Origin of the sequence: Streptomyces albidochromogenes (genome assembly GCF_005981925.1) — a bacterium.
GTDB classification, from domain to species: domain Bacteria; phylum Actinomycetota; class Actinomycetes; order Streptomycetales; family Streptomycetaceae; genus Streptomyces; species Streptomyces albidochromogenes.
In genome coordinates, this window is sequence record NZ_VBVX01000063.1 from 1 (window position 1) to 26677 (window position 26677).

Consider the following 26677-nt stretch of genomic DNA (forward strand, 5'->3'; position numbering starts at 1 on the left):
GCACCACGACCTCGTCCCCCGCGAAGGCGACCCCCACGCGCGCGCCCACCTCCGGCGCGTCGCGCAGCGCGCACTCCGCCTCGAGCACCGGCCCCCCGGACGGCCGCAGCAGCAGAGCCACGTGGTGGCCCCGGAACGTACGCGCCGTCACCTCGCACGGCAGCCCCTCGGCGACCGGCACGAGCCTGACGCCGGCCGGGCGGACCAGCAGGCGTGCCTCCCCCTGCGGCGTACCTACCGGGACGGGCACCTTGCCCCACACCGTGTCGGCCGCCTCGCCGCCGACCGTCGCCGCCACGACGTTGTCGAAGCCCAGGAAGCGCGCGACGAACTCGGAGGCCGGACGCCGCCAGACCTCCAGCGGCGTGCCGCTCTGCGCGATCCGCCCGTCCCGCATGACGACCACCCGGTCGGCGAGCGCGAACGCCTCGCCCTGGTCGTGCGTGACGGCCAGGACCGTCGTGCCCAGGCGCCCGAACAGCTGCCGCAGCTCCACCACCAGGCGCTCGCGCAACCCCCGGTCCAGCTGCCCCAGCGGCTCGTCCAGCATCAGCAGCTTCGGCTCGGGGGCCAGCGCCCGCGCCAGCGCGACCCGCTGCTGCTCACCGCCCGACAGCGTGCCGACCGCCCGCCGCCCGGCGCCCGGCAGGCCCACCATCTCCAACAGTTCCGCGACCCGGCGCGCCTGCTCGGCCTTCCCCACGCCCCGCATCCGCAGCCCGAAGGCGACGTTCCCCCCGACGTCCCGCTGCGGGAAGAGCTGGTGGTCCTGGAACATCAGCCCGACGCCCCGCCGGTGCACCGGCACCCCGCGCTGGTCGCGCCCGTCCAGCAGCACCCGTCCGGCGTCCGCCGCCTGGAGACCGGCGACGACCCGCAGCAACGTGGACTTCCCGCTGCCGCTCGGGCCGAGCACGCACACCACTTCGTGCTCGGCGACCTCCAGGTCCACGTCGTCGAGCGCGGCCCGCTTCCCGAACCGCACGGTCGCCCCGTCCAGCCTCAGCATCAGAACTCCCCGGAGCCGGATCGGTCGGGACGCATGCGTTCGAGAACCAGCAGCGCCACCGCGCACACCACCATCAGAATCGTGCTCAACGCCATCGCCTGCCCGTAGTTCAGGTCCCCCGCCCGCCCCAGCAGCCGCGCGACGGCCACCGGCAGCGTCGGGTTGTCCGGCCGCGCGATGAAGACCGTCGCACCGAACTCGCCCAGCGACACGGCGAAGGCGAACCCGGCGGCGACCAGCAGCGCCCGCCGCACCATCGGCAGGTCGACCTCCCGCCACACCCTCAGCGGCGACGCCCCGAGCACCGCCGCCGCCTCGCGCAGCCGCGCGTCGACCGCTCGCAGTACGGGGAGCATCGTCCGTACGACGAAGGGCACCCCGACCAGCGCCTGCGCCAGCGGCACCAGGATCCACGACGTGCGCAGGTCCAGCGGCGGCTCGTCGAGGGTGATGAGGAAGCCGAAGCCCACCGTCACGGCGGAGACGCCCAGCGGCAGCATCAGCAGCGCGTCGAAACCGCGCACCAGCCGCCCCGCCCGCCGGGTCAGCGCCGCCGCCGCGAGCCCGCCGACGACCAGCGCGATCACGGTCGCCGCCAGGGCGTACTCCAGCGAGTTCCACACCGCCTCCAGCGGCGGTACGAGGAAGGTGCCCCCGCTCGCGCCCGCCGACTGAAGCGCCCGGTAGTACCCCAACCCGTACCCCCCGGGCCCGTCCAGCGACCGCTCGACGAGCACCCCGAGCGGCACCAGGATCAGCGCCGCCACCGTGGTCAGTACTCCGCCGAGCAGCGCCCACTGCCCGGCCCCGCGCGGCCGGCGCGCGGTCCGCGACGGGTCGACCAGTTTCAGGGCGCTCTCCCGGCGCCGTACCGTCCACGCGTGCACGGCGAGGATCGCGCCGACCGCCGCGAACTGCACCAGCGTCAGCACGGCCGCCGTCGGCAGGTCGAGGAACTGGGCGGTCTGCCGGTAGATCTCCACCTCCAGGGTGGAGTACGCGGGCCCGCCGAGGATCTGCACGACGCCGAACGAGGTGAACGTGAACAGGAAGACCATCAGCGCGGCGGCGGCCACGGCCGGCACCAGCGCCGGCAGCGTCACCCGCCGCCAGGCGGCGAACCGCCCGGCGCCGAGCACCCGCGCCGCCTCCTCCTGGCGCGGGTCGAGCTGCGCCCACAGGCCGCCCACGGTCCGCACCACCACGGCGTAGTTGAAGAAGACGTGCGCGAGGAGGATCGCCCACACGCTGGTGTCCAGGCGTACGCCCCACAGCTCGTCCAGCAGCCCGCCCCGCCCGAGCAGCGCCAGGAACGCGGTCCCGACGACCACCGTCGGCAGCACGAACGGCACGGTGACCACGGCGCGCAGCAACTGCTTGCCGGGGAAGTCGAGCCGGGCGAAGACGTACGCCGCGGGAAGCGCGATCAGCAGCGTCAGTGCCGTGGAGGCGAGGGCCTGCCACGTGGTGAACCACAGCACGCCGCGGATGTCCGGCTCGGAGAGCACCTCGCCGATGCGGCCGAACTGCCAGACGCCGTCCACGCTGAGCCCGCGGCCGGTGATCGCGGCCACGGGGTAGGCGAAGAACACCGCGAAGAACGCGACGGGCACGGCCATCAGGCCGAGCCGCACCGCGCTCCCGCGGGTGCTCCTCGTGTGCGGTGCCTTCGTTACTTCAGGACGAGCGAGGACCACGACTTGACCCACTGCTCACGCTGGTCGGCGATCTTCTCAGGGGCCACGGTCTGCGGCTTGTCGACGACCACGCCGTGCTTCGTGAACAGCTCGGGCAGCTTCGCGTCCTTGATCACCGGGTTGACGAACATGTTCAGCGGCATGTCCTCCTGGAACTTCTTCCCGATGAGGAAGTCGATGAGCGCCTTGCCGCCCTCCTCGTTCTTCGCCCCGGTCAGGAGCCCGGCGAACTCGGTCTGCCGGAAGCACGTGCCGGTCGCGACACCGGTCGGCGCCTCCTTGGGCTGCGGCTCGGCGTACAGCACCTCGACGGGCGGGCTGGAGGCGTACGAGACGACGAGCGGCCGGTCCGCCTTGGCCTTCTTGCCGCCGGCGGAGCCGGAGAACTCCTCGTTGTACGCCTGCTCCCAGCCGTCGACGACCTTGACGCCGTTGGCCCGGAGCTTCTTCCAGTAGCTCTCCCAGCCGTCGTCGCCGTACTGCCCTACCGTGCCGAGCAGGAAGCCGAGGCCGGGCGAGGAGGACCCCGCGTTCTCGGTGACGAGCAGGTTCTTGTACGCCGGCTTGATCAGGTCGTCGAAGGACTTCGGCGGCGCCAGCTTCTTGTCGGCGAAGTACTTCTTGTCGTAGTTGACGCAGATGTCGCCGGTGTCGACGGGCGTGACGCGGTGCTTGTCGCCGTCGAGCCGGACGCCCTCCGGTATCGCGCCGAGCCCCTTGGCCTCGTACGGCGTGAAGATGCCGTTGTCCAGGGCACGCGACAGGAGCGTGTTGTCGACGCCGAAGAAGACGTCGCCGCGCGGGGAGCCCTTGGTGAGGATCTCCTGGTTGAGGGCGGCGCCGGCGTCCCCGCTCTTGAGGACCTTGACCGTGTAGCCGGTCTCCTCGGTGAACGCCTTCAGCACGGCGTCGGACGCGTTGAACGAGTCGTGGCTGACCAGCGTGACGGTCTTGGACTTCTTGCCGTCACCGGAGCCGGAGCCGCCCTTGTCGCCCCCGCACGCGGCGAGCGTGGAGACGCCGAGGGCGGCGGCCAGCGCGGTGGCCGCGAACTTCTTGGTGGTGCTCACTGAATTCCTCCTGGGATGGGACATCCAGGAAGAGACGCGGCCCTGCCCGCGGAAACGGGCAGGGCGCAACAGCTCGAGTAGTGACCGAACTTCCTACCCAGAATGACCTGGGCAAGGTTCAGAGGGTCTGCGGCGTACCGCACTCTCAGCGCTGTGGCGCTCCCCTGTCGGAATATGCAAATGTGCGGCCCACGTTACACGGGCGCTCCGACCGGCCTACCGCTCGGTGGCCGCCAGCTGCCCGCACGCTCCGTCGATCTCCTGGCCGCGGGTGTCCCGTACGGTCACGGGCACGCCATGGGCGGCGATCGCCTCGACGAACGCCTTCTCGTCCTCGGGACGGGAGGCGGTCCACTTCGAGCCCGGGGTCGGGTTCAGCGGGATGAGGTTGACGTGCACCCGCTTGCCCTTGAGGAGGCGGCCGAGCAGGTCACCGCGCCATGCCTGGTCGTTGATGTCGCGGATGAGCGCGTACTCGATGGAGATGCGCCGGCCGGACTTCTCGGCGTACTCCCAGGCCGCGTCCAGGACCTCGCGCACCTTCCAGCGCGTGTTGACCGGCACGAGGGTGTCGCGCAGCTCGTCGTCCGGGGCGTGCAGCGAGACGGCGAGGCGGCACTTGAAGCCCTCGTCGGCGAAGCGCAGCATGGCGGGGACGAGGCCGACGGTCGACACGGTGATGCCGCGCTGCGACAGCCCGAGCCCGTCCGGCTCCGGGTCGGTGAGCCGGCGAATCGCGCCGACGACGCGCTTGTAGTTGGCCAGCGGCTCGCCCATGCCCATGAAGACGATGTTCGAGAGCCGGGCGGGACCGCCCGGGACCTCGCCGTCGCGCAGGGCGCGCATGCCGTCGACGATCTGGTGCACGATCTCGGCGGTCGACAGGTTGCGGTCGAGCCCGGCCTGCCCGGTGGCGCAGAACGGGCAGTTCATGCCGCATCCGGCCTGCGACGAGATGCACATGGTGACCCGGTCCGGGTACCGCATCAGGACGGACTCGACGAGCGTCCCGTCGTGCATCTTCCACAGTGTCTTGCGCGTGGTGTCGTCGTCGCAGCTGATGTGCCGCAGTACGGTCATCAGCTCGGGCAGCAGCTCCGCCCGGAGCTTGTCGCGCGAGCCGGCCGGAATGTCGGTCCACTCCGCCGGGTCGTGGGCGTACCGCGCGAAGTAGTGCTGCGACAGCTGCTTGGCGCGGAACGGCTTCTCCCCGATCGCTGCCACGGCCTCGCGGCGCTCGGCGGGCGTGAGATCGGCGAGGTGCCGCGGGGGCTTCTTGGCTCCGCGCGGCGCGACGAAAGTGAGTTCTCCAGGTACAGGCATGGTCATACCAGTGTCGCAGACATACGGAAAGGGCCCGCCGTCCTGTGGACAGCGGGCCCTTCACCGACGAAAGCGCAGGTCAGCCGGTTCCCACGAACATCACGAGCAGCAGCCAGACCACGGGAGCGGTCGGCAGGAGGGAATCGAGCCGGTCCATGATGCCGCCGTGCCCGGGGAGCAGCGTGCCCATGTCCTTGATGCCGAGGTCCCGCTTGATCATGGACTCGCCGAGGTCGCCGAGCGTCGCGCTCGCGGCCACCGCGAGGCCCAGCAGCAGCCCCTGCCACCAGGTCCCGTCGTGCACCAGGAACTCCATGCACAACGCGCCCGCCGCCATCGCGAAGGCGACCGCGCCGCCCAGCCCCTCCCGGGTCTTCCCGGGGCTGATGCGCGGCGCGAGCTTGTGCCTGCCGAAGCGCCAGCCGACGGCGTACGCCCCGGTGTCACTGACCACCGTGAGCAGCAGGAAGGTGAGGACCCGCTGCGCACCGTCGTCGGCCGCCAGCATCATCGCGACGAACGTGGCCAGGAACGGCACGTAGAACGCCGCGAAGACGCCCGCCGTGACGTCCTTGAGGTAGCCCTCGGGCGTCTCGGTCATGCGCCATACCAGCACCGCGAGCGCGGTGAGCGCCATGGCGACCCAGGCGCCCTCCGCGCCCCTGACGTACCCCGCGACGACCATCGCGGCGCCGCCGACCGCGAGCGGCACCAGCGGCGCCCTGATGCCCTTGCGCTCTTCCAGCCGCGAGGTCAGCTCCCACAGCCCGACCACGACGGCGACCGTTATCACGCCGATGAACGCGGCTTTCCAGATGAACAGCGACGCGATGATCACCACGCCGAGTCCGACGCCCACCCCTATGGCGGCACGCAGATTACGCCCCGCGCGCTTCTTCTGCGGGGACGGCGGCGGCGTCGGCATGGGCTCCTCGGGCGGCACGATGGGCATGGGGCGAGTCTGCTCGGCCGGATGCGCATCGTAGGCGGGACCCGCCGGGGCAGGCCCCTGGTCGGAGGGTCCCCACGCGGCGGCGTAGTCGCCCCGCGCAGGGGCCCCCCAGGAAGAGTCGTTCATCAGACCTCGAGCAGCTCGGCTTCCTTGTGCTTGAGCAGCTCGTCCACCTGCGCGGTGTACTTCGCGGTGGTGTCGTCGAGCTCCTTCTCCGCACGGCGGACCTCGTCCTCGCCAGACTCCTTGTCCTTGACGAGCTTGTCGAGGGTCTCCTTGGCCTTGCGGCGGACGGAGCGGATCGAGATCTTGGAGTCCTCGGCCTTGGTCTTGGCGACCTTGATGAACTCCTTGCGGCGGTCCTGCGTCAGCTCGGGGAACGTCACCCGGATGATGTTGCCGTCGTTGCTGGGGTTGACGCCCAGGTCGGAGTCGCGGATCGCCTGCTCGATGTTGCGCAGCGCGCTCTTGTCGAACGGCGTCACGATCGCCATCCGCGCCTCGGGGACCGAGAACGAGGCGAGCTGGTTGATCGGCGTCAGCGCGCCGTAGTAGTCGGCGACGATCTTGTTGAACATCGCCGGGTGCGCACGCCCGGTGCGGATCGCGGCGAAGTCCTCCTTGGCCACCACGACGGCCTTCTCCATTTTCTCCTCGGCCTCGAGGAGGATTTCTTCGATCACCACTTGCTCCTGCGTGTCTCGATCGGGCCCGGCATGAACTGCATGAACAGACCCTGTGAACCTGCGTCTGTGAATCTGCGGCGCGTCTTCCCTGCACGGTGTCCGACCGGCAGAGTTCTTGTCCATCCCCCGGTCAGGCCCGGGTGCCCCGGTCGCTCACGAGCGTGCCGATCTTCTCACCCTTGACCGCCCGCGCGATATTGCCCTCGGCGAGCAGTTCGAAGACGAGGATCGGGAGGTTGTTGTCCCGGCACAGGGTGATCGCCGTCATGTCGGCGACCTTGAGGTCCCGGGTGATCACTTCGCCGTACTCGAGCGCGTCGAACTTGACGGCGGCGGGGTTGGTGCGGGGGTCGGAGTCGTAGACCCCGTCGACACCGTTCTTGCCCATCAGCATGACCTCGGCGTCGATCTCCAGGGCCCGCTGGGCGGCGGTGGTGTCGGTGGAGAAGTAGGGCATGCCCATGCCGGCGCCGAAGATGACGACGCGACCCTTCTCCAGGTGCCGTACGGCGCGGAGCGGGATGTACGGCTCCGCGACCTGGCCCATGGTGATGGCGGTCTGCACGCGGCTGTCGATGCCTTCCTTCTCCAGGAAGTCCTGGAGGGCGAGGCAGTTCATGACCGTGCCGAGCATGCCCATGTAGTCGGACCGGGCCCGGTCCATGCCGCGCTGCTGGAGCTCGGCGCCGCGGAAGAAGTTGCCGCCGCCGATGACGACCGCGATCTCCGCACCGTCGCGCACGACGGCGGCGATCTCCCGCGCGATGGCGTGCACCACGTCAGGGTCCACACCCAGGCCGCCGCCGCCCGCGAACGCCTCGCCGGACAGCTTCAGCATGAAACGGCCGGTCACTTTGCCGTCGTCGCTCTTCTGGGTATTCGTCATGGAGATCTCCTAGTGCACATACGAAGAAGGCCATTGCCGGTGGGTGTTGAGTCCCGTGCGCGGCAATGGCCTCCTCGTAAGATCTGCGGTCGTCCGTTACGTACGCGTCCGACTGCCGTAGACCCTAGCGGGGTCCACGCTCGATCGCTGGAACGGACTCAGATGCCGACCTTGATGCGCGAGAAGCGCTTCAGGGTGACACCGGCCTCGTCCAGAACCTTCTGGACGGACTTCTTGTTGTCCAGGGCGTACGGCTGGCCGAGGAGGGTGGCCTCCTTGAAGAAGCCGTTGACGCGACCCTCGACGATCTTCGGGAGCGCGGCCTCGGGCTTGCCCTCGGCGCGGGTGGTCTCCTCGGCGACGCGGCGCTCGGCCTCGACGACCTCGGCGGGGACGTCGTCGCGGTCCAGGTACTTCGGCGCGAAGGCGGCGATGTGCTGGGCGATGCCGCGGGCCAGCTCGGCGTCGGCCTTGTCCAGCTCGACCAGGACACCGATCTGCGGGGGCAGGTCGGGCATGGTGCGGTGCATGTACGCGCTGACGAAGGCGCCGGAGAACTGCGCGAAGCGGTCCAGGACGATCTTCTCGCCGAGGTTGGCGTTGGCCTCGTCGACGTACTGCTGGACGGTCTTGCCGGCCTCGATCTCGGACGCGAGGAGCGCCTGGATGTCGGCGGGGGACGTGGCGGCGACGTGCGCGGCGAGCGCGTTCGCGACGGCCTGGAACTTGTCACCCTTGGCGACGAAGTCCGTCTCGCACTTCAGCTCGACGATGACACCGGAGGTGTTGTCGTCGGAGATGAGGGAGACGACGGCGCCGTTCTCGGCAGAACGGCCCTCGCGCTTGGCGACGCCCTTCTGACCCTTGATGCGCAGGGCCTCGACGGCCTTGTCGACGCTGCCCTCGGCCTCGTCGAGCGCCTTCTTGCAGTCCATCATGCCGGCGCCGGTGAGCTCACGGAGCTTCTTGACGTCCGCGGCGGTGTAGTTCGCCATGATCTGTGAATCTCTTTCGAAGTCGAAACGAAGATCTACGGGTGGCGGCGGGGGCGGGCGCTCACGCGCCCTCCCCCGCCGTCGTCAACCGTGACGGCTGTCAGGCCTGCTCGGCCTCGGCGGCCGGGGCGGCAGCCTCGTCGGCCTTCTCGGCGTCGGCGACCTTCTCGGTCTCGGCGGAGGTCTGCACCTCGGCGTCGGCGGCCGGAGCCTCGTCAGCCTTCTTGTCGCCCTCGAGCAGGTCGCGCTCCCACTCGGCGAGCGGCTCGCCGGCGGCCTTGTCGCCCGGCTTCTGGTCGCCGGTCGCGGCGCCGGAGCGGGCGATGAGGCCCTCGGCGACGGCGTCGGCGATCACGCGGGTGAGCAGGGTGACGGAGCGGATCGCGTCGTCGTTGCCCGGGATCTTGTAGTCGACCTCGTCGGGGTCGCAGTTGGTGTCGAGGATCGCGACGACCGGGATGTGGAGCTTGCGCGCCTCACCGACGGCGATGTGCTCCTTCTTGGTGTCCACGATCCAGACGGCGCTGGGCACCTTGGACATCTCGCGGATACCGCCGAGGGTCTTCTCCAGCTTGGTCTTCTCGCGGGAGAGGACCAGGAGCTCCTTCTTGGTGAGGCCCGACGCGGCCACGTCCTCGAAGTCGATCTGCTCGAGCTCCTTCAGACGCTGAAGGCGCTTGTAGACGGTGGAGAAGTTGGTCAGCATGCCGCCGAGCCAGCGCTGGTTGACGTAGGGCATGCCCACGCGCGTCGCCTGCTCGGCGATCGCTTCCTGCGCCTGCTTCTTGGTGCCGACGAACATGATGGAACCGCCGTGGGCGACGGTCTCCTTGACGAACTCGTAGGCGCGGTCGATGTACGACAGCGACTGGAGCAGGTCGATGATGTAGATGCCGTTGCGCTCCGTGAAGATGAAGCGCTTCATCTTCGGGTTCCAACGACGGGTCTGGTGACCGAAGTGGACGCCGCTTTCCAGCAGCTCCCGCATCGTGACGACGGCCATGGCCGTACTCCTTGAGTTACTCGGTTTGCCGCGTCCGCAGGATTGCGGTCGCGCCTGACGCCCCATGCGCCGTGCCACGAAGGACCGAGCGGCGCGGCCACCGACCGCGAAGAGGGTGGGTGGCGGGGCGTGCGAAGTCGACCCGGTGACCCGGATCGCCACAAGAAGTGTACGGGACCTACGCAGTGCCGGGTGACGGCGATGTCCACAACCGGCCGCCGGTCCACAGATCGGGTCCGCGACCCCCGCGAACCGGTCCGGCGCGGGACGGTGTGGGGATGCGACGAACGACTGTGCTGATCCTGGTCCCGGTCCTGATCCTGCTGACGGCCTGGGGCGTCCGGCCCCCGGACGCCGCCGCTGGCGCGCCCCCGGATGAGCGGGTGTGGCCCGTGGGGCAGCGGCCGCCCGTCCTGCGGTCCTGGGAGCCGCCGCCCTCCCGGTACGCGGCCGGACACCGCGGGGTCGACCTCGCGGCCGCACCCGGTGCGCCGGTACGGGCGGTGGCCCCGGGCCGGGTCTCCTTCGCGGGCCCGGTGGCCGGACGCGGCGTCCTGTCCGTCACCCTGGCGGGTACGGGCGAACCGCCGCTACGGACGACGTACGAGCCGGTGCGCGCGCTGGTCGCCAAGGGTGACGAGGTCGCCGCCGGGCAGGTGGTGGGCGTCCTCCAGGCCGGCCCGTTCCACTGCCCGTCCGGCTGCCTGCACTGGGGCCTGCGCAGAGGGGAGGCGTACCTCGACCCGCTGACACTGCTTCCCGGGCACCTGCTGCGCCGCGGCTCGCCGCGTCTGCTGCCGGTCTTCGACGTGCCGCTGCCGCCCCGGACCCAGCCGCGGGGGCCGGCGGGTCAGCCCTGGACGCCGCGCAGTGCCATCGCCACGGCCGTGTCCGCGATGACGTCCGGGTCCTCCGCCGCGCCGAGCTCGATGCGCCGCACCGCCGCGTCGACGACTCCCTGGAGCATCATCGCCGCCAGCCGGGGCTGGTCGTGGCCCAGCGCGCCGAGCGCCTCGACGATCATCGTCACCAGACCGCCGTGGGCGGCGCGGATCTTCTCGCGCGCGCCCGCGTCGAGCTCGCTGGCGGAGATCGCGACCACGGCGCGGTGACGCCGGTCGCCGACCAGGAGCAGTTGCGCGCGTACGTACGCCTCGACCTTGCCGGCCGGAGTGCCGGCCCGCTCCATGGCGTTCTCGACCTCGGCCGCCCAGACCGGGAAGTCGACGGCGCACAGTTCCTCGACGACCGAGGCGCGGGACCGGAAGTACTCGTACACGGACGACCGGGCGAGGCCGGTGCGCTCAGCGAGGGCGGGGAAGGTCAGCGCTTCCGTACCGCCTTCGGACAGCAGGGAGCGGGCGGCGTCCAGCAGGGCGCCGCGCTGCATCGTCCGGTGCTCGGCCACCGAGGCCGCTCGAATCCTTGGCACGGTCCCACTGTACGGATGAGCCGCCGCCCTGACGATGTGATCGCGGCGGCAGGGACGATTCAGCGCCGCCGTCAACGCCCGGCGTCGGCCAGCTTCGCCCGCAGCTGGAGCACCGATTTGGTGTGGATCTGGCTGACGCGGCTCTCGGTCACGCCGAGCACGTTACCGATCTCGGCGAGGGTCAGGCCCTCGTAGTAGTAGAGCGTGACCACGGTCTTCTCGCGGTCGGGCAGCGTGTTGATGGCCCGGGCCAGCAGTCGGCGCAGCTCCCGGTCCTCGGCCACCTCGACGGGGTTGTCGGCGTGGGTGTCCTCCAGCGTGTCCATCAGGCTCAGCCGGTCGCCGCCCTCGCCGCCGGCGTGCAGCAGCTCCTCCAGGGCGACGACGTTCGCCAGCGACAACTGGCTGAAAACAGCGTGGAGTTCCTCCAGGAGGATGCCCATCTCCGCGGCGACCTCGCTCTCGCTGGGGGTACGGCGCAGCTGCGCCTCCAGCGTCGCGTAGGCCCGCTCGACCGCCTTGGCCTTCTGCCGCACCGAGCGGGGGATCCAGTCCAGGGCCCGCAGCTCGTCGATCATGGCGCCGCGGATGCGGGTGATCGCGTACGTCTCGAACTTGATGGACCGCTCGATGTCGAACTTCTCGATGGCGTCGATGAGCCCGAAGACACCGGAGGACACGAAGTCGGCCTGCTCGACGTTGGGCGGCAGCCCGACGCTGACCCGCCCGGCGACGTACTTCACCAGCGGCGAGTAGTGCAGGATCAGCTGCTCTCGCAGCCGCTCGTCGCCCGTGGTCTTGTACGACCGCCACAACTCGTCGAGCGAGGAGGGTGCGGCGGGCCGCACGCCGCCACGCGCCGCGTGTGGCACTGCCGCGCGGTCAGACCCGGAGGTGTGCTGGGGCATGCGTTGCCTTGAGCCGTTCTGCTGTGACGTCGGGGGGATCTTGCGTCTGGGGGGATTCCTTGTGAGCGTAGCGTGACTGCGGCGTCGCAGTCCGCGCAGGATATGGGATCGCCCCCGTCAAGATGAATGCCGAGCGGCACGCCGCTCTCCGGGGCCATCACCGTGTACGGCGGCCCCGGAGAGCGGTCCGGGCGGGCTGAGAGGGTCATCACCAGTACCTTTTCACCCGAATGCCGCTGGTCAAGGACCGCCTCGCCGCGCGTTCGCGTGCTGTACGGGCCCCGGCGTCAACTGCCAGCCCTCACCCCGCCGTTCGACGAACCCCAAGGAGTGCAGTTCGTACAGCTTGCCGAGTGCGTCGTCGGGGGTGGTTCCCGCTCCCCGGGCGACGTCGCGCGCGCCGACGGCGCCCCGGGCCGGCAGTGACTCCAGTACGAGCGCCGCGACCGGGTCCAGCAGATCTCTGGGCAGCAGCGGTCCCCGGCGCGCCGGGGCCAGATCGCCGATCTCCCCGACCAGCTCCACCACCTCGGCGGCGTCGGTGACCAGGACGCCCTCGCCCCTCAGCAGTTCGTGGACGCCCGCCGAGAGTCCGCTGGTGGCGGGACCTGGCACGCCCATCGTGAACCGTCCGAGCCGCTGCGCGCAGCGCGCCGTGACCAGCGAACCGCTGCGGTACTGCGCCTCCACCACGACCGTGCCCCGGGTGAGGGCGGCGATCACCCGGTTCCGGAGGACGAACCGGCTCTGCGTGGGGTGGGCGCCCGGCGGCAACTCGCCGATGACCAGCCCCTGTTCGGCGATGCGCCCGATCAGTTCGGCATGGCCCCGCGGGTAGACGACGTCGACGCCGCAGGCCAGTACCGCGACGGTGGCCCCGCCCGCGGCCAGCACGCCCCGGTGGGCGGCGCCGTCCACGCCGAACGCGGCCCCGGAGACCACGACCCAGCCGCGCTCGGCGAGCCCGGCGCCCAGCGACGCCGCCATGTGCGCCCCGTACGACGTGCAGGCCCGGGCCCCCACGACGGCGACGGACCGCAGCGCCCACATCCGCAGATGCGGCCCGCCCCGCACCCAGAGCCCCACCGGCCGTCCGTCGCCCAGGTCGTCGAGCTGCCCGGGCCACTCCTCGTCGCCGGGGCACACGAAGCGGCCGCCCACGGACGCCACCGCCGCGAGGTCCCGCTCGGGGTCGGCGGCCGCCGCGCGCATCCGGTAGCCGCCGAGCCGCTGCCCGCTCACGCCGGTCAGCGCCTCGGCCGCGTCGGCGACCTCGGGCGAGGTGAGCCGGCGCATCAGCTCCACCGGCCCGCACTCCCGCAGCCACCGCCCGGCGGCCTCGTCCCCCGGCTCGACGACCCGGGTCAGCGCCGCCCGTGCCAGCCGCTCGGGGTCCCCGACGCCCTGGCCCCGCCCGGCGGCCGTACGGTCCGGCGCCCGGCCCGGTGCGATGACCGTCTCCTCCCGTACTCCTCCCCCGCTCATACCGTGCCTCCGATCAGCGCGGGCGCTCCCCGTGCGATCCCCGTACGCAGCTCCAGCGCCAGGTCGACATGGCTCGCGTCGGGCCGGTCGCAGCCGGCCAGGTCGGCGACGGTCCAGGCGACCCGCAGCACCCGGTCGAGTCCACGGGCCGTCAGCAGCCCGCGCTCCATGTCCCGTTCGGCGGCGCCCAGGGCTCCCGGGGCCGGCTGCCAGCGCGTCCGCAGTTCGTGGCCCGGCACGTCGCTGTTGGTGTTCCACGGCGTGCCCTCCAGGCGCGCCGCCGCCCGCGCCCTCGCTTCCCGCACCCGGTCCGCGACCGCGGCGGTCGGCTCTCCGCGCCCGCCCCGGCCCAGCAGGTCGGCGCGCTGCACCGGCTCGACCCCGACCCGCAGGTCGACCCGGTCGAGCAGCGGCCCCGACAGCCGCGCCTGGTACTTGCGGATGGCCGACGGCGGGCATTCGCACCCCGAGCCGTGCAGGGTGTGCCGCCCGCAGGGGCACGGATTGGCGGCCAGCACCATCAGAAAGCGCGCGGGCAGCCGCACCACCCCGGCGCTCCGGGCCACCACCACGTGCCCCGACTCCAGCGGCTGGCGCAGCGAGTCCAGCGCCCGACCGCTGAACTCCGGAGCCTCGTCGAGGAAGAGGATGCCCCGGTGTGCGAGCGAGACGGCTCCGGGGCGGGGCAGTCCGTTGCCGCCGCCCACCAGCGACTGCATCGTCGCCGAGTGGTGCGGTGCGCAGTACGGCGGTGCGGCGACCAGCGGTTCTCCCGGCGGGAGGATGCCCGCCACCGAGTGCACCGCGGTCACCTCCAGCGACTCCTGCCGGGTCAGCGGCGGCAGGATGCCGGGCATCCGCTCGGCGAGCATCGTCTTGCCGGCGCCGGGCGGCCCGTGCAGCAGCAAGTGGTGGCCTCCCGCGGCGGCCACCTCCAGGGCCGTGCGTGCCGCGTCCTGCCCCGCGACGTCAGCGAGGTCCGGACCGTCGCCGCCCCGGCCGCCGGCGGCCAGCCCCGTGCCCAGTCCGGCGCCCGGCACCAGCAGCCCGGCGAGCATGGCGTCCGGCCGGCCCGCCTCGGTCCGCTCCTCCTGCGGCACCTCGGATCCGGTCAGCACGGCGATGAGCTGGCGCAGGCTCCGTACCCCGAGGACCGACACCCCGGGCACCAGCCCGGCCTCGGCCGCCGTCTGTTCCGGCACGACGACCTGCCGGTACCCGGCTTCCGCGGCGGCGAGGACGGCCGGCAGGATGCCGCGCACCGGCCGGACCCGCCCGTCGAGCCCCAGCTCCCCGATCAGCACCAGGTCGGCGATCTCCCGGGGGTCGACCCGCTCCGCCGCCCCGAGCACCGCCACCGCGACGGCCAGGTCGAAACCGGAACCGCTCTTGGGCACGAAGGCCGGGCTGAGCCCGACCGTGAGTTTCTTCTGCGGCCAGTCGGCGCCCGAGTTGACGACGGCCGCCCGCACCCGGTCCCGGCTCTCGACCAGGCTCTTGTCCGGCAGTCCCACCAGCGTGAAGGCCGCCACGCCCGGCTCCAGGTCCGCCTGGACCTCCACCACCACGCCCTCGACCCCGACCAGGGCCACCGAGCACGTGCGCGCGAACCCCATCACGCCACCGCCCGCACATGCTCGACGAGGGGCGCCCCGCGCCGGGGCAGCACCACCCCGACGAGGTCGATCCGCACCCCGCCCGGCGGGGGTCCTCCGTGCTCGTGCACCCAGCGTTCGGCCAGGCGGCGCAGGCGCTGGGTCTTCGTGGACCTGAGGGCCTGCATCGGGTGCTCGAACGGCCCGGCCCTGCGGGTCTTGACCTCGCAGACGACCAGGGCGTCGCCGTCCCGGGCGACGATGTCGATCTCTCCCGCGCGGCAGCGCCAGTTGCGCTCCAGGACGGTCATGCCGTCCTCGACGAGCCTGCGCGCCGCGAGGTCCTCGCCGTACCGGCCGAGAGCTCCTGTGGCATTCTTCGCGTTCATCCGGTTCCACCTCCGGAACCGAATGTGCCGCGATCACCGCCCGCTAGTGGATCTTGGTGGACAACCCGTCACTTGTGGAAAAGTCAGCCACTCGGAAGCTCGAGATCGCTCTTGTTGAGCTCCTCGATGTTCACGTCCTTGAACGTGAGCACCCGCACCTGCTTGACGAACCTCGCCGGCCTGTACATGTCCCAGACCCAGGCATCCGCCATGGATACTTCGAAGAAGACCTCACCCTGGACCGAGTGCACCTGCATCTCGTAATCGTTGGTGAGGTAGAAACGCCGCTCGGTCTCGATCACGTATTTGAACAGACCGACGACGTCGCGGTACTCCCGGTAGAGCTTCAGCTCCATCTCGGTCTCGTACTTCTCGAGGTCCTCGGCGCTCATGGCATGTTCCCCTTCAGCCTTGCGTCCCCCTATTGTGCGCCAGCCCCGTGCGCCCCTATGCGACTTCCGGGGCCAAGACCGTCGGCGTACCAGGAGGACCCTCGTCGAGCAGCGTACGCAGCAGCCCGGCGAGCTTGATGGGGTACACCGTCTCACGCGTCGCGGACAGTTCGGCGGAGGTCCACCACCTCAGCCCCGCGATGCTCCGCCGCTCGAGTCCGGTCAGCCCGTCGAGCACCGTGGCGGTCTGTGCCGTACGCGCGAGGTAGAACCATTCGTCCTGGTCCCAGCGCCGCCCGTCGAACATGAACGAGCAGTGCCGCTGCCAGATCACCGGACCCAGCTCGACCTGTGTGATCCCCGTCTCCTCCGCGAGCTCGCGCAACGCGGCCTCGGCGCGCGTCTCCTCGCCCTCCAGTCCGCCGCCCGGGGTGAACCACCAGGTCAGCGACGGATCGTCCGGCTCGTACCCGTGGATCAGCAGGATGCGGTCGGCCGGGTCGAGCAGGATCACCCGGGCGACCTTCCGGAGCCGGCCGCCGGCCTCGTCCCGCGCTCGCTTCTCCACCGTCATCTCACCGTGCACCCGTACCCGATCGGCGCCGCCCGACCCGCTTGGCGACAGGTCCGTACGCGGCCCCGCCGAAGATGAGCACCACTCCGGCGACCACCGCGGCCAGCACCGGAGCGATCGGCCCGGGCTTCGAAACGCCGCCCGGCAGCGCCGCGAAGGTGTCCGGCCGGGCGAGGGTCCCGCCCCACGGCCACGCCACGGCGTCGACGCGCGCGTCCACCTTGCCCACCGGGACCGTGCCCTTCGCGGCGTCCTCGATGTGCCCCCGCGAGTCGACCGACGTACGCCGCTCGTCACCCAGCAGGAAGAGGTGCCCCTCGGGCACCTCGGACGTGAAGGGGGTGGCCGACGCCGGCTCCCCGTTCGCCAGGTACGGCTCGTCCAGGGGCTCGCCGTTGAGGGTCAGCCGGCCGTCCTTGCCGCAGCAGGCGACCTTGTCGCCGCCGATCCCGACCACGCGCTTGACCATCGGCAGATTGCCCCACACGGAGTCGGTGAAGATCACCACGTCTCCGCGCCGCACCTCGCCGCCGGATATGCGCTGGGCGAGCACCCGGTCCCCCGCGCTGATCGAGGGGGTCATCGAATCGGTCGGCACCGTGTACGGCTTGTACTGCACCGCTCCCCAGGCGAAGCCGCCGAGGAAGAGCACACAGCCGACGGCCACGGCCAGCCCGGACAACGCGTTGCCGAGCCGGCCGCGGCCGCCTTCTGTACGTCCTGTTCCGCTCATCGCAGCGCTCCCGCCTAGGAGATCGAAAATCGCTGATCCGAGCGGCACCCTACCCGGCGGTACGCCCGCCGGTCAGCCTCCGCCTGCGCCAGAGCACCAGCGGCGCCGCGCCCGCGAGCCCCAGCGCGCCGGGCGCCGCGGCCATCGCGATCCCCGCGGCGTTGATCCCCTGCTGGTCGAACGTCGCGGGAACCGACAGCGCGGCCCAGCGGTTGACCGGCCACGCCACCACGATGGCGCGCCCGACGACCTCGTCGGTGGAGACCGTTCCGTGGCCCGGCAGCTCCTGGTGGTAGCGGGAGTCCAGCGAGTTCTGGCGGTGGTCGCCCATCACCCAGATCCGGCCGTCCGGCACCTTGAGCGGCCCGAAGGGCTCGTCGTTGCACGGGGTGTCACCGGGGAAGATGTACGACTTCTCGTCGAGCGCCTTCCCGTTGACCTCGACCGGCCCGTTCTTCTTGCACTCGACGGTGTCCCCGCCGACCGCGATGACCCGCTTGATCAGGTCTTTCTCCTCCGCGGACGGCATGAGGCCGATGAAGCTGAGGAACTTCTGCACGACGTTCGGTTCCGGCGTCGCGGTGCTCTCCAGCCAGCCGCCCGGGTCGTGGAAGACCACGACCTCGCCGCGCTCCGGCTCCGAGCCGAACCACGGCGTCAGCTTGTCCACGAGCACCCGGTCGCCCCGCTGCAGGGTGTTCTGCATCGAGTCGGAGGGAATCGAGAACGCCTGCACCAGGAAGGTTTTGATCAACAGCGCCAGTACGAGCGCGATGCCGATCAGCAGCGGCAGCTCCTTCCAGAACGAGCGCGGCTTCCTCGGGCCCGCGCCGGCTCCACTGCTGCTGTCTCCACCACTGGAGTCGCCGCTGCTGTCACTGCTGCTCGGGTCCTGGCCCCGTACGTCGTCGCTCACGGCTGCGGGTGACTCCGGTCGTTCCTCGGGCTCGTCGCGTTCGGATCGTGCGCCGACCGCCAAATCCCCCACATCAACTCCTCACTCCGTTCCACCGCCCGCGCCAAACCTGGCGCAGGCCCACCACTCCCATAACGAGCGGGAGTTCCGCAGGGGTCGGGAGCAGGATCACCGCGTTCGGATCCTGGGACGACACTGTATTCGACGGGCCGCTCGCGACGGTCGTCCCGCCGCGCGGGTCAGGGACGCTCGCGTACGTCTCGGGCTCCTCCAGCTTCCGCCAGTGACTGAAGGGCCACACGATCGCCACGGCCCGTCCGACCACCTCCTCCTCCCCGACCGTTCCCTCGAAGCGCTCGTCGAGGTGAAAGCGGGAGTCGGCGGAGTTCGACCGGTGATCGCCCATCACGAAGAGCCGCCCGGCGGGCACCCGCACGTCGAACTGCAGCTCGGAGGGCCGGTCGCCCGGGTTCAGGTACGGCTCGGCCAGCGGTACGCCGTTGACGGTGACCCGCCCGTCCGCGTCGCAGCACTTGACGGTGTCCCCGCCGACCGCCACCACGCGCTTGATCAGGTCCTGCTCGTCCTCGGACGGCAGCAGACCGATGAAGGTCAGGGCGTCCTTGAGCTGCCGGACGACCACCGGGTCGTCCTTGACGTCGGTGTTCTCCTCCTGGAGCCAGCCGCCGGGGTCCTTGAACACCACGACGTCACCGCGCTCCGGCTTCGATCCGAACCACGGTGTCAATTTGTCGACCACCACCCGGTCGCCGATCCGGATCGTCTGCTCCATCGAGCCGGACGGGATCACGAAGGCCTGCACGAGGAAGGTCTTGAGGACGAGCGCGATGAGCAGCGCCACCGTGATCAGGATCGGTATCTCTTTGACGGCCGACCTCTGCCGCCGCCTCTTCACCCGCTTCGCCAGCTTGCGCCGGTCCGCCCTGCCGGGCAGCGCGGGCCCGGTGGTCGGCCGCGTACCGGTGGGCAGCCGGGTGTCCGCACGGTGGCTCGCCCGTGCCCGTCCGCGGTTACCCATGGGACCCGACCGGTCCGGGCGCGGGGACGCGGGTGAAGGCGCCGGACTCGTCCACCGCCGACCAGCGGCTCACCGGCCAGCCGATCCAGTCCGCCCGTCCGACCACCTTGTCGACGGGCACCATGCCGCCGCCCGGCTCGCCGAGGTGGTCACGGGAGTCGCGGGAGTGGGATCTGTGGTCGCCCATGACCCACAGGGTCCCCTGCGGTACGACGATGTCGAACGGGACCTTGGAGGGGGCGTCGCCCGGGTAGAGGTAATCCTCGTCCACCGGCCGGCCGTTCACCTCGACCCTCCCCCGCTTGTCGCAGCACACGACCCGGTCGCCCCCCACGCCCACCACGCGCTTGATGTAGTCGGTCTCGGCGGGCTCGGCCAGTCCCACGGCCGCGGCCGCCCACCGCAGCAGCCCGGCGACCGGGTTCCCCTCCGGCTCCTCGCGCACGAAGGACCCGGTGCCGTCGAAGACGACCACGTCGCCGCGCTGCGGTACGGAACCGAAACGGTACGCCAACTTGTTGACGAGCACCCGGTCCCCGATGTCCGCCGTCGGCTGCATGGAGCCGCTGGGGATGAGGAAGGGCTGCAGGACGAAGGTGCTGAAGAGCAGCAGAAAGGCCACGCAGGCGCCGCCGAGCAGAGCCGGCCGGCGCCACGCGGCGGCGGAGAAACGCACGGAGCGCGACCCCTCCTCGTCCCCCGCCGGGGGGACTGAGGAGCGGTCGCGCTCCGTGTCGTGTGCTTCGGTGTCCATCGGGACGTGAGCCTATCCGGCCGGTCCCGGGCGCCGAGTGCGCGACTTAGCGGTCGCGCTTCTCCTTGATCTTCGCGGCCTTGCCGCGCAGCTCACGGAGGAAGTACAGCTTCGCGCGGCGGACGTCACCGCGGGAGATGAGCTCGATCTTCTCGAAGATCGGGCTGTGCACCGGGAAGGTGCGCTCGACGCCGACGGAGAAGGAGACCTTGCGGACCGTGAAGGTCTCGCGGACGCCGGAACCCTGGCGGCGGATGACTACGCCCTTGAACTGCTGCACACGCGAGCGGTTGCCCTCGATGACGCGAACGTGGACGTTCACGGTGTCACCGGGGCGGAACGCGGGAAGGTCGGTGCGCAGCGACGCGGAGTCGACGGAGTCGAGAAGGCTGGACATGTGAGTCTGCTTCCTCGCCGATGCCACAGGTCATCGACGGAATTCGATAAGAGAGTTTCGGGGTGCTGTCCGCGTCGGGCGGGCGTCGTTCCCCCTGTGGCAGGGGCGCACGCCGGACGTACAGCAGCGGCCTATTCTTCCACGGCCTCGGGGTTACGCCCAAATCGGCCGTCGGGGCCGGGCCGCCAGCCGAGGATGCTGAGCATCTCGCGGTCCTTCTTGTCGAAGACCGCGGGGTCGCAGCGCTCGATGAGGTCCGGCCGGTTGGCGATCGTACGCCGCAGCGCCTCGTCCCGCCGCCACCGGGCGATCTTCCCGTGGTGGCCGCTCAGCAGCACCTCGGGGATGCCGCGGTCGCGCCACGCGGGCGGCTTGGTGTAGACGGGGCCTTCGAGCAGGCTGGCCATCGCGCCGGGCGCGAAGGAGTCGTCGCGGTGCGATTCGGCGTTGCCCAGCACCCCGGGCAGCAGCCGGGCGACGGCCTCGGTGATCACCAGGACGGCGGCCTCGCCACCCGCCAGGACGTAGTCCCCGATGGAGACCTCGTACACCGGCATGCGGGTGGCGTACTCGTCGACGACGCGGCGGTCGATGCCCTCATAGCGGGCGGGCGTGAAGACCAGCCAGGGCCGCTCGGAGAGCTCGACGGCCAGTTCCTGGGTGAACGGTCGGCCGCTGGGCGTCGGGACGACCAGCACCGGGCCGTGCGCCCCGTGCTCGTAGCCGTCGGCCAGGGCGTCGTCGAGGGCCGCGCCCCAGGGCTCGGTCTTCATGACCATGCCGGGGCCGCCGCCGTAGGGGGTGTCGTCGACCGTGTTGTGGCGGTCGTACGTCCAGTCCCGCAGGTCGTGCACGCGTACGTCGAGCTGTCCACGGGCGCGGGCCTTGCCGACGAGCGAGACGTTCAGCGGCTCCAGGTACTCGGGGAAGATCGTGACGACGTCGAGCCGCATCAGTCTTCGTCCCGGCCGGTCTCGTCGTCCCCGCCGGTCTCGTCGTCCCGGCTGGACGCCACCTCCGCCTGGCTGTCGTCGATCAGACCCGGCGGCGGCGTGATGACCGCGCGCTGCTCCTCCAGGTCGATCTCGGTGACGATCTCCTCGACGAAGGGGATCATCACCTCGCTGCCGTCGGGGCGCTCCACGATGAACAGGTCCTGCGAGGGCAGGTGGGTGATCTCCGTGATCCGGCCGATCGCGGTGCCGTCGGCGAGGACGACGTCGAGGTCCATCAGCTGGTGGTCGTAGAACTCCTCGGGGTCCTCCGGCGTCGCCTGCGGATCGACCTCGGCGATCAGGAGGGTGTTGCGCAGCGCCTCGGCCGCCGTGCGGTCCTTGACGCCCGCGAAGCGCAGCAGCAGCCGGCCGCTGTGCACCCGGCCGGTCTCGACGGTCAGCGGCCCTGCGGAGGCCGGGTCCGTGGCGAGTACGGCGCCGGGCCCGAGCCGCAGCTCCGGCTCGTCCGTACGTACCTCTACCGTGACCTCGCCCTTGATCCCGTGGGCGCGGCCGATCCGCGCGACTACGAGCTGCACTTGATGTTTCTCCTGTCTCACGACTACGGGCCGGGAAGGGCTGGTGAGCCCTCCCCGGCCCGAGCCGGCTATCTAGGTAAAACTGGTCGACCCACTCAGCGGACCTGGTCCACGTCGACGAGGTCGACGCGGATGCCACGGCCGCCGATGGCGCCCACGACCGTACGCAGAGCGCGAGCGGTGCGGCCGTTGCGGCCGATGACCTTGCCGAGGTCGTCGGGGTGGACCCGGACCTCCAGCACGCGTCCGCGGCGCAGGTTGCGCGAGGCGACCTGCACATCGTCGGGGTTGTCGACAATGCCCTTCACGAGGTGCTCAAGAGCCTCCTCGAGCATGCTCAGGCCTCGGTCGACTCAGCGGACTCGGCCGCGGGAGCCTCGTCAGCCTTCTTGTCGGCCTTCTTCGCCTTCGGGGTGATGGCCTCACCCTTGGACTCGTCGCCACCCTCGAGGGTCTTGGCGAACGCGTCGAACGAAGCGCGCTTGTCGGCCTTCGTCTCCGGCTGGAGCAGCGGAGCCGGGGCGGGGAGGCCCTTGTGCGCCTGCCAGTCACCGGTGAGCTTCAGGATGGCCATGACCGGCTCGGTCGGCTGGGCGCCGACGGACAGCCAGTACTGCGCACGCTCCGAGTTGACCTCGATGCGCGAGGGGTTCTGCACCGGGTGGTACAGACCGATCTCCTCGATGGCCCGGCCGTCACGGCGGGTACGGGAGTCGGCGACGACGATGCGGTAGTGAGGCGAACGGATCTTGCCCAGACGCTTCAGCTTGATCTTGACTGCCACTGGAGTGGTGTCTCCTGGTCTCTGACGTGGTTGGGCACAACAAGATGCCACGTGGGGTTGCGGTACTCGGGTGCCCGATGGACGCGTCAGCCGGAGGCGAGAGGGTTCCTGTGCGGCTGTCGAGTACAGCTAGCCATTGTGCCACACCCGTGCGGCACCGCGGCACCCGGCCAAGGCGGCTGCGACCGGGCACCGGCGGCGCGTGTGAGGAGGCGGTCAGCTCGCTGCGGCCACCACTTCCGGGATACGGAAGGGCTTCCCGCAGCCCCCGCACACGATCGGGGCCTGGGCCAGGACCGACGGCACGACGCGGACGTTGCGCCCGCAGTCGCAGACGGCCTTGACCCGCACCCCGCCGCCGGACGAGCCGTGCCGGGCGGCGGGCCCGCGGAAGGAGCGCTTGGTGTCCGACGCGGTCGCGACCGTGTGCGCCTTGAGGGCGCGCTGGAGCCGTTCGATCGTCGGCCGGTAGCGCCGCCTCGCCTCGGGGTTGAGCGAGACCAGCGAGAACCCGCTGCTGGGGTGCGGTTCCTCGGGGTGGTCGAGGCCCATCTCCTCGGCGATCGCGAGGAATCTGCGGTTGTGGTAGCGGCCGGCGCGCGAGGTGTCACGGACGCCGCGGGCGGCGGCGATGCCGTGGACTGCCTCGTGCAGCAGTCGTTCGAAGGAGAGCTCGGCGCCACAGGCGGACGAGGACTCTCCGATCAGGGATTCGGGCGCGGCTAGGTCTGGCAGCTCGGGGTGGTACCGCTGAATGTCGGCCCACGCCTGCGCCAGCTCTGCGGCGAGAACAGGTGGTGTCGTGCTCACGTCGTGACAACGAGCCGGGACGCCCCGGTGTTCCTATTCCGGGCCATCCCAAATAATTTGCACGTACCAGTCAGTTGCCATTGATGCGTCGTGACGAGGGCGGGTGCGCTGATCTGCGGAGGACACGCCCAGCACGCATCATCCCGGGGCGTACCCGCGCGTACGCCCCGGCGCGTAGAAAAAGGCCGCACGCCGGGTCAACAGGCGCTCCGGCGGGTGCGAGCAGCGGGCCGGGCGCCGGTGGCGGCCCCGAGGAGCGGGACCGCAGACCGCGACAGTACCGGGGGCGCGCGGCGGGCCCGGCACCGCCCCGTCCCCGGTGAGCGGCGAACGGCCGGGGCGACCCTTCCCGTGGCGCGATCCGCCGGGCGGCGGCACTCTGGAATCTGGATCCGCTCCGGCGCGGGGGCGCACGGCAGGGGCATACAAGCATTGCCCTTCAACCCCTGGACTTGCCGCCGGATGCGGAGTTCCCTGGCTACGGGGAGTACAGGCGCACGCACACGGGGGAACGTCCATCAGGACACGACATGACCTCTCGGCGGATTGGGGCGCTTTCGATGACACCTACGCTCGTCCGGCACCACCGGCACCACGCGAACGCAGCCACAGCGCCGGCGACCGGCGCGGGCGCGCGCGCCCGCGACTGGGCCGAGATCCAGGAGCGGATGCTCGTGCCGCTCTACGAAGCGGCGTACGAACGGCTTGAGGTGGGCCCCTCCACCCGGCTGCTCGGTCTCGGCTGCGGCTCGGGTCTCGCCCTGCTCATCGCCGCCTCGCGGGGCGCGCGCGTGACAGGCGTCGATGCCGATCCCGAGCGGGTGGCGCTGGCCCGTGAACGTCTGCTGGCGGACGCGCCGCGCGCGGGCGGCGACCCGGAAGAGGGCAGGGAGACCGTACGTCTGTACGAAGGCGATTCGGCGCAGGTCTGCGGCGACGACGCCCGGGCGTACAACCTGGTCACCGCCTTCGAACCGCTCGGCTGCGCGGCCGGTGACTCCGAGGGGCTCGCCGCGGCGCTCGAAAGCGCGATACCCCTCGCCGAGCGCGGCAGCGAAGTGCTGCTGGCCGGCTGGGGCCCGCCCGAGCGCTGTGCGACGTCCGCGGTACTGCGGGTCGCGTCCCGGCTGACCGAGACGCTGCGGTCCGGCGGCGGCCGGGGCTGGCGTCCGGCGCTCAGGGACGACCTGGAGGACGTGGCCTCGCGGGCCGGCCTGAAACCGGACGGCTCGGGGCGGGTCGCCTGCCCCTTCGGCTACGCCGACATGGACAGCGCCGTACGCGGCCTGCTGTCGACCGGGCTGTTCGACGCGGCGGTACGGGCCACGGATCCGGGCCAGGTGGAGAAGGAACTCACCGAGGCGCTGCACCCGCACGTGCGGCGGGACGGAACGGTCTGGATGTCGAACGTCTTCCGCTACCTGATCGCCCGTACGCCGTGACACGGACGCCGTGACGCACGTGGGCGCCCGCTCCGGGAAGGAGGGGGCGCCCACGGCGCGGTGCGTACGCTCAGGCGTCAGCCCATGAACTTCTTGAACTCGTCGGGCAGTTCGAAGTCCTTGGCGCCCTGGCCGGCCGGCAGGCCCATCGCGCCGCCCGCCTGAGCGGCCTGCTCGCGGCGCTCGGCCGCGGCCTGCTCCTCCAGCTTGCGCTTCATGGGGTTGCCGCTCTTGCGCTTGCCCTTGGCCTGCTTCTGCTGCTTCTTCTGCCGGCCGGGGCCGCCGCCCATGCCCGGGATGCCCGGCATACCGGGCATCCCGCCGCCCTGCGCCATCTTCGACATCATCTTGCGCGCCTCGAAGAACCGCTCCACGAGGTTCTTGACGGCGCTGACCTCGACGCCCGAGCCCTTGGCGACACGGGCCCGGCGCGAGCCGTTGATGATCGTCGGGTCCTGGCGCTCGGCGGGGGTCATCGACTTGATGATCGCGGCCGTGCGGTCCACGTCGCGCTCGTCGATGTTGGCGATCTGCTCCTTGATCTGCCCCATGCCGGGCATCATGCCGAGCAGCTTGGAGATGGAGCCCATCTTGCGGACCTGCTCCATCTGGGCCAGGAAGTCGTCGAGCGTGAAGTCCTTGCCCTTGCTGCTCGCCAGCTTGGCCGCCATCGCTTCGGCCTCTTGCTGGCTGAAGGTCTGCTCGGCCTTCTCGATGAGCGACAGCATGTCGCCCATGCCGAGGATGCGGGACGCCATGCGGTCCGGGTGGAACGCGTCGAAGTCGTCCAGCTTCTCGCCGTTGGAGGCGAACATGATCTGGCGGCCGGTCACCTTGGCGATCGACAGCGCGGCGCCACCGCGGGCGTCGCCGTCGAGCTTGGAGAGCACCACGCCGTCGAAGCCGACGCCGTCGCGGAACGCCTCGGCGGTGTTGACCGCGTCCTGGCCGATCATCGCGTCGACGACGAAGAGGACCTCGTCGGGGCTGACGGCGTCGCGGATGTCCGCGGCCTGCCGCATCAGCTCCTGGTCGATGCCGAGGCGGCCCGCGGTGTCGACGATGACGATGTCGTGCAGCTTGTTCTTGGCGTACTCGATCGAGTCCTTGGCGACCTTGACCGGGTCGCCGGTGCCGTTGCCCGGCTCGGGGGCGTAGACCGCGACGCCGGCGCGCTCGGCGACGACGCTGAGCTGGTTCACGGCGTTGGGGCGCTGGAGGTCGCAGGCGACCAGGATCGGCGAGTGGCCCTGGCCCTTGAGCCACAGACCGAGCTTTCCGGCGAGGGTCGTCTTGCCGGCGCCCTGGAGACCCGCGAGCATGATCACGGTGGGCGGGTTCTTGGCGAAGCGCAGGCGGCGGGTCTCGCCGCCGAGGATGCCGATGAGCTCCTCGTTGACGATCTTGATGACCTGCTGCGCGGGGTTCAGCGCCTGCGAGACCTCGGCCCCGGCGGCGCGCTCCTTGACCTGCTTGATGAACGCCCGGACGACGGGCAGCGCGACATCCGCTTCCAGCAGCGCGATACGGATCTCACGTGCCGTGGCGTCGATGTCCGCCTCGGACAGGCGGCCCTTGCCCCGGAGGCTTTTGAATGTCGCTGCGAGGCGGTCGGAAAGAGTATCGAACACGGCGGTCGCGAATCCTCGGGTCAGGGGGCGGGTGGACACAGATGCCCCCAGGGTATCTGTCCGCCCGCGGTGGGGTCTGCCCCCTACCGCAGCGCACCCTCCAGCGCCCTGGCCACCTCGGCCGCCTCGCCGTCCGGCAGCGGGGCGCCCTCCGGCCCCGTGACGTAGAACGCGTCGACCGCGTTCGCGCCCAGTGTCGAGACGTGGGCGCTGCGCACCCGTACCTTCGCCGCCTCCAGCG

At 71.1% G+C, this 26677-nt stretch carries 27 protein-coding genes and 2 pseudogenes; 2 read left to right on the forward strand and 27 right to left on the reverse strand.

Annotated elements, in window-relative coordinates; translation table 11 throughout:
• The 9 genes from E2E34_RS11405 to rpsB form a co-directional block, all read right to left on the reverse strand.
• On the reverse strand, positions 1-1009 hold a 1009-nt coding region (locus tag E2E34_RS11405; RefSeq protein WP_138901785.1), incomplete at its 3' end, for an ABC transporter ATP-binding protein.
• Entirely contained in the window at positions 1009-2628 is a 1620-nt protein-coding gene (locus tag E2E34_RS11410) for an ABC transporter permease (protein WP_138901786.1), read from the reverse strand. The genes E2E34_RS11410 and E2E34_RS11405, both read right to left, overlap by 1 nt.
• A 53-nt stretch (positions 2629-2681) precedes the next feature.
• The gene (locus E2E34_RS11415) at positions 2682-3776 is read right to left on the reverse strand and encodes a thiamine ABC transporter substrate-binding protein (protein WP_138901787.1); all 1095 of its coding nucleotides are present in this window, start codon (positions 3774-3776) and stop codon (positions 2682-2684) included.
• Positions 3777-3992: 216 nt separating this feature from the next.
• Entirely contained in the window at positions 3993-5099 is a 1107-nt protein-coding gene (gene rlmN, locus E2E34_RS11420) for a dual-specificity RNA methyltransferase RlmN (protein ID WP_138901788.1), read from the reverse strand.
• 79 nt (positions 5100-5178) lie between these two features.
• Positions 5179-6177, reverse strand: a complete 999-nt coding sequence (locus E2E34_RS11425) for a phosphatidate cytidylyltransferase (protein ID WP_138901789.1) — start codon at positions 6175-6177, stop codon at positions 5179-5181.
• Positions 6177-6734, reverse strand: coding sequence for a ribosome recycling factor (gene frr / locus E2E34_RS11430; protein ID WP_138896000.1), 558 nt, complete (start codon positions 6732-6734; stop codon positions 6177-6179). The genes E2E34_RS11425 and frr overlap by 1 nt, the downstream gene beginning before the upstream one ends.
• A gap of 133 nt (positions 6735-6867) precedes the next feature.
• On the reverse strand, positions 6868-7623 hold the full coding sequence (gene pyrH / locus E2E34_RS11435) for a UMP kinase (protein WP_138895999.1): 756 nt from the start codon (positions 7621-7623) through the stop codon (positions 6868-6870).
• A gap of 158 nt (positions 7624-7781) precedes the next feature.
• A complete protein-coding gene (gene tsf / locus E2E34_RS11440; protein WP_138901790.1) occupies positions 7782-8618 on the reverse strand; it encodes a translation elongation factor Ts in 837 nt (278 codons plus the stop codon).
• Between the two features lie 100 nt (positions 8619-8718).
• The gene (gene rpsB / locus E2E34_RS11445; protein ID WP_138901791.1) at positions 8719-9621 is read right to left on the reverse strand and encodes a 30S ribosomal protein S2; all 903 of its coding nucleotides are present in this window, start codon (positions 9619-9621) and stop codon (positions 8719-8721) included.
• Between the two features lie 278 nt (positions 9622-9899).
• Here rpsB and E2E34_RS11450 point away from each other — a divergent pair.
• Positions 9900-10307: pseudogene (locus E2E34_RS11450) on the forward strand (peptidoglycan DD-metalloendopeptidase family protein); the annotation flags it as partial.
• A 164-nt stretch (positions 10308-10471) separates the two neighbouring features.
• Here E2E34_RS11450 and E2E34_RS11455 read toward each other — a convergent pair.
• From E2E34_RS11455 to E2E34_RS11535, 17 genes and pseudogenes are all read right to left on the reverse strand, one after another.
• Complete coding sequence (locus E2E34_RS11455; RefSeq protein WP_138901805.1) at positions 10472-11029, reverse strand: TetR/AcrR family transcriptional regulator; 558 nt, start codon at positions 11027-11029, stop codon at positions 10472-10474.
• Between the two features lie 95 nt (positions 11030-11124).
• Positions 11125-11961, reverse strand: coding sequence for an RNA polymerase sigma factor WhiG (gene whiG / locus E2E34_RS11460; RefSeq protein WP_138895996.1), 837 nt, complete (start codon positions 11959-11961; stop codon positions 11125-11127).
• A gap of 240 nt (positions 11962-12201) precedes the next feature.
• Positions 12202-13446, reverse strand: a complete 1245-nt coding sequence (gene dprA / locus E2E34_RS11465) for a DNA-processing protein DprA (protein ID WP_138901792.1) — start codon at positions 13444-13446, stop codon at positions 12202-12204.
• Positions 13443-15062 carry a YifB family Mg chelatase-like AAA ATPase gene (locus tag E2E34_RS11470; protein WP_138901793.1) on the reverse strand — a complete coding sequence of 540 codons (1620 nt, stop codon included), beginning with the start codon at positions 15060-15062 and terminating at the stop codon, positions 13443-13445. The genes dprA and E2E34_RS11470 overlap by 4 nt, the downstream gene beginning before the upstream one ends.
• Positions 15062-15430 carry a YraN family protein gene (locus E2E34_RS11475; protein ID WP_138901794.1) on the reverse strand — a complete coding sequence of 123 codons (369 nt, stop codon included), beginning with the start codon at positions 15428-15430 and terminating at the stop codon, positions 15062-15064. Before E2E34_RS11475 ends, E2E34_RS11470 begins: the two co-directional genes overlap by 1 nt.
• Positions 15431-15513: 83 nt before the next feature.
• The gene (locus E2E34_RS11480) at positions 15514-15822 is read right to left on the reverse strand and encodes a DUF2469 domain-containing protein (protein ID WP_003993268.1); all 309 of its coding nucleotides are present in this window, start codon (positions 15820-15822) and stop codon (positions 15514-15516) included.
• A 55-nt stretch (positions 15823-15877) separates the two neighbouring features.
• A complete protein-coding gene (locus E2E34_RS11485) occupies positions 15878-16396 on the reverse strand; it encodes an NUDIX domain-containing protein (protein WP_138901795.1) in 519 nt (172 codons plus the stop codon).
• A 1-nt stretch (position 16397) separates the two neighbouring features.
• Positions 16398-17129, reverse strand: coding sequence for a signal peptidase I (lepB, locus tag E2E34_RS11490; protein ID WP_138901796.1), 732 nt, complete (start codon positions 17127-17129; stop codon positions 16398-16400).
• A 49-nt stretch (positions 17130-17178) separates the two neighbouring features.
• On the reverse strand, positions 17179-17922 hold the full coding sequence (gene lepB, locus E2E34_RS11495; RefSeq protein WP_425573354.1) for a signal peptidase I: 744 nt from the start codon (positions 17920-17922) through the stop codon (positions 17179-17181).
• A gap of 82 nt (positions 17923-18004) precedes the next feature.
• Positions 18005-19084, reverse strand: a pseudogene (lepB, locus tag E2E34_RS11500) (signal peptidase I).
• On the reverse strand, positions 19077-19838 hold the full coding sequence (gene lepB / locus E2E34_RS11505; RefSeq protein ID WP_138901798.1) for a signal peptidase I: 762 nt from the start codon (positions 19836-19838) through the stop codon (positions 19077-19079). Before lepB (E2E34_RS11505) ends, lepB (E2E34_RS11500) begins: the two are co-directional and overlap by 8 nt.
• Positions 19839-19884: 46 nt before the next feature.
• Positions 19885-20235: a 50S ribosomal protein L19 gene (rplS, locus tag E2E34_RS11510; protein WP_093798805.1), complete on the reverse strand. Its 351-nt coding sequence runs from the start codon at positions 20233-20235 to the stop codon at positions 19885-19887.
• A gap of 131 nt (positions 20236-20366) precedes the next feature.
• Complete coding sequence (trmD, locus tag E2E34_RS11515) at positions 20367-21188, reverse strand: tRNA (guanosine(37)-N1)-methyltransferase TrmD (RefSeq protein ID WP_138901799.1); 822 nt, start codon at positions 21186-21188, stop codon at positions 20367-20369.
• The gene (gene rimM / locus E2E34_RS11520) at positions 21188-21769 is read right to left on the reverse strand and encodes a ribosome maturation factor RimM (protein WP_138901800.1); all 582 of its coding nucleotides are present in this window, start codon (positions 21767-21769) and stop codon (positions 21188-21190) included. The genes trmD and rimM overlap by 1 nt, the downstream gene beginning before the upstream one ends.
• Positions 21770-21864: 95 nt before the next feature.
• Positions 21865-22104, reverse strand: coding sequence for an RNA-binding protein (locus E2E34_RS11525; protein WP_005311361.1), 240 nt, complete (start codon positions 22102-22104; stop codon positions 21865-21867).
• A gap of 2 nt (positions 22105-22106) precedes the next feature.
• Complete coding sequence (gene rpsP / locus E2E34_RS11530; protein WP_138901801.1) at positions 22107-22553, reverse strand: 30S ribosomal protein S16; 447 nt, start codon at positions 22551-22553, stop codon at positions 22107-22109.
• A gap of 216 nt (positions 22554-22769) precedes the next feature.
• Positions 22770-23363, reverse strand: a complete 594-nt coding sequence (locus E2E34_RS11535; protein ID WP_138901802.1) for a hypothetical protein — start codon at positions 23361-23363, stop codon at positions 22770-22772.
• A gap of 560 nt (positions 23364-23923) precedes the next feature.
• Here E2E34_RS11535 and E2E34_RS11540 point away from each other — a divergent pair.
• Positions 23924-24805, forward strand: a complete 882-nt coding sequence (locus tag E2E34_RS11540; RefSeq protein WP_138901803.1) for a methyltransferase domain-containing protein — start codon at positions 23924-23926, stop codon at positions 24803-24805.
• A 77-nt stretch (positions 24806-24882) separates the two neighbouring features.
• Here the strand turns inward: E2E34_RS11540 and ffh are convergent, their stop codons facing one another.
• Positions 24883-26436, reverse strand: coding sequence for a signal recognition particle protein (gene ffh / locus E2E34_RS11545; protein WP_138901804.1), 1554 nt, complete (start codon positions 26434-26436; stop codon positions 24883-24885).
• Positions 26437-26677: the final 241 nt, after the last annotated feature.

What these genes read in the sequence shown, in the direction of transcription:
- lepB (WP_138901796.1), bottom strand. Translation starts at nt 17,129, where the DNA reads ATGAGCGGAACAGGACGTACAGAAGGCGGCCGCGGCCGGCTCGGCAAC.
- pyrH (WP_138895999.1), bottom strand. Translation starts at nt 7,623, where the DNA reads ATGACGAATACCCAGAAGAGCGACGACGGCAAAGTGACCGGCCGTTTC.
- rpsB (WP_138901791.1), bottom strand. Translation starts at nt 9,621, where the DNA reads ATGGCCGTCGTCACGATGCGGGAGCTGCTGGAAAGCGGCGTCCACTTC.
- trmD (WP_138901799.1), bottom strand. Translation starts at nt 21,188, where the DNA reads ATGCGGCTCGACGTCGTCACGATCTTCCCCGAGTACCTGGAGCCGCTG.
- E2E34_RS11475 (WP_138901794.1), bottom strand. Translation starts at nt 15,430, where the DNA reads ATGAACGCGAAGAATGCCACAGGAGCTCTCGGCCGGTACGGCGAGGAC.
- E2E34_RS11480 (WP_003993268.1), bottom strand. Translation starts at nt 15,822, where the DNA reads ATGAGCGCCGAGGACCTCGAGAAGTACGAGACCGAGATGGAGCTGAAG.
- E2E34_RS11525 (WP_005311361.1), bottom strand. Translation starts at nt 22,104, where the DNA reads ATGCTCGAGGAGGCTCTTGAGCACCTCGTGAAGGGCATTGTCGACAAC.
- rlmN (WP_138901788.1), bottom strand. Translation starts at nt 5,099, where the DNA reads ATGCCTGTACCTGGAGAACTCACTTTCGTCGCGCCGCGCGGAGCCAAG.
- E2E34_RS11540 (WP_138901803.1), top strand. Translation starts at nt 23,924, where the DNA reads ATGACACCTACGCTCGTCCGGCACCACCGGCACCACGCGAACGCAGCC.
- E2E34_RS11410 (WP_138901786.1), bottom strand. Translation starts at nt 2,628, where the DNA reads ATGGCCGTGCCCGTCGCGTTCTTCGCGGTGTTCTTCGCCTACCCCGTG.
- tsf (WP_138901790.1), bottom strand. Translation starts at nt 8,618, where the DNA reads ATGGCGAACTACACCGCCGCGGACGTCAAGAAGCTCCGTGAGCTCACC.
- E2E34_RS11485 (WP_138901795.1), bottom strand. Translation starts at nt 16,396, where the DNA reads ATGACGGTGGAGAAGCGAGCGCGGGACGAGGCCGGCGGCCGGCTCCGG.
- E2E34_RS11470 (WP_138901793.1), bottom strand. Translation starts at nt 15,062, where the DNA reads ATGGGGTTCGCGCGCACGTGCTCGGTGGCCCTGGTCGGGGTCGAGGGC.
- E2E34_RS11425 (WP_138901789.1), bottom strand. Translation starts at nt 6,177, where the DNA reads ATGAACGACTCTTCCTGGGGGGCCCCTGCGCGGGGCGACTACGCCGCC.
- rplS (WP_093798805.1), bottom strand. Translation starts at nt 20,235, where the DNA reads ATGTCCAGCCTTCTCGACTCCGTCGACTCCGCGTCGCTGCGCACCGAC.
- lepB (WP_138901798.1), bottom strand. Translation starts at nt 19,838, where the DNA reads ATGGACACCGAAGCACACGACACGGAGCGCGACCGCTCCTCAGTCCCC.
- whiG (WP_138895996.1), bottom strand. Translation starts at nt 11,961, where the DNA reads ATGCCCCAGCACACCTCCGGGTCTGACCGCGCGGCAGTGCCACACGCG.
- dprA (WP_138901792.1), bottom strand. Translation starts at nt 13,446, where the DNA reads ATGAGCGGGGGAGGAGTACGGGAGGAGACGGTCATCGCACCGGGCCGG.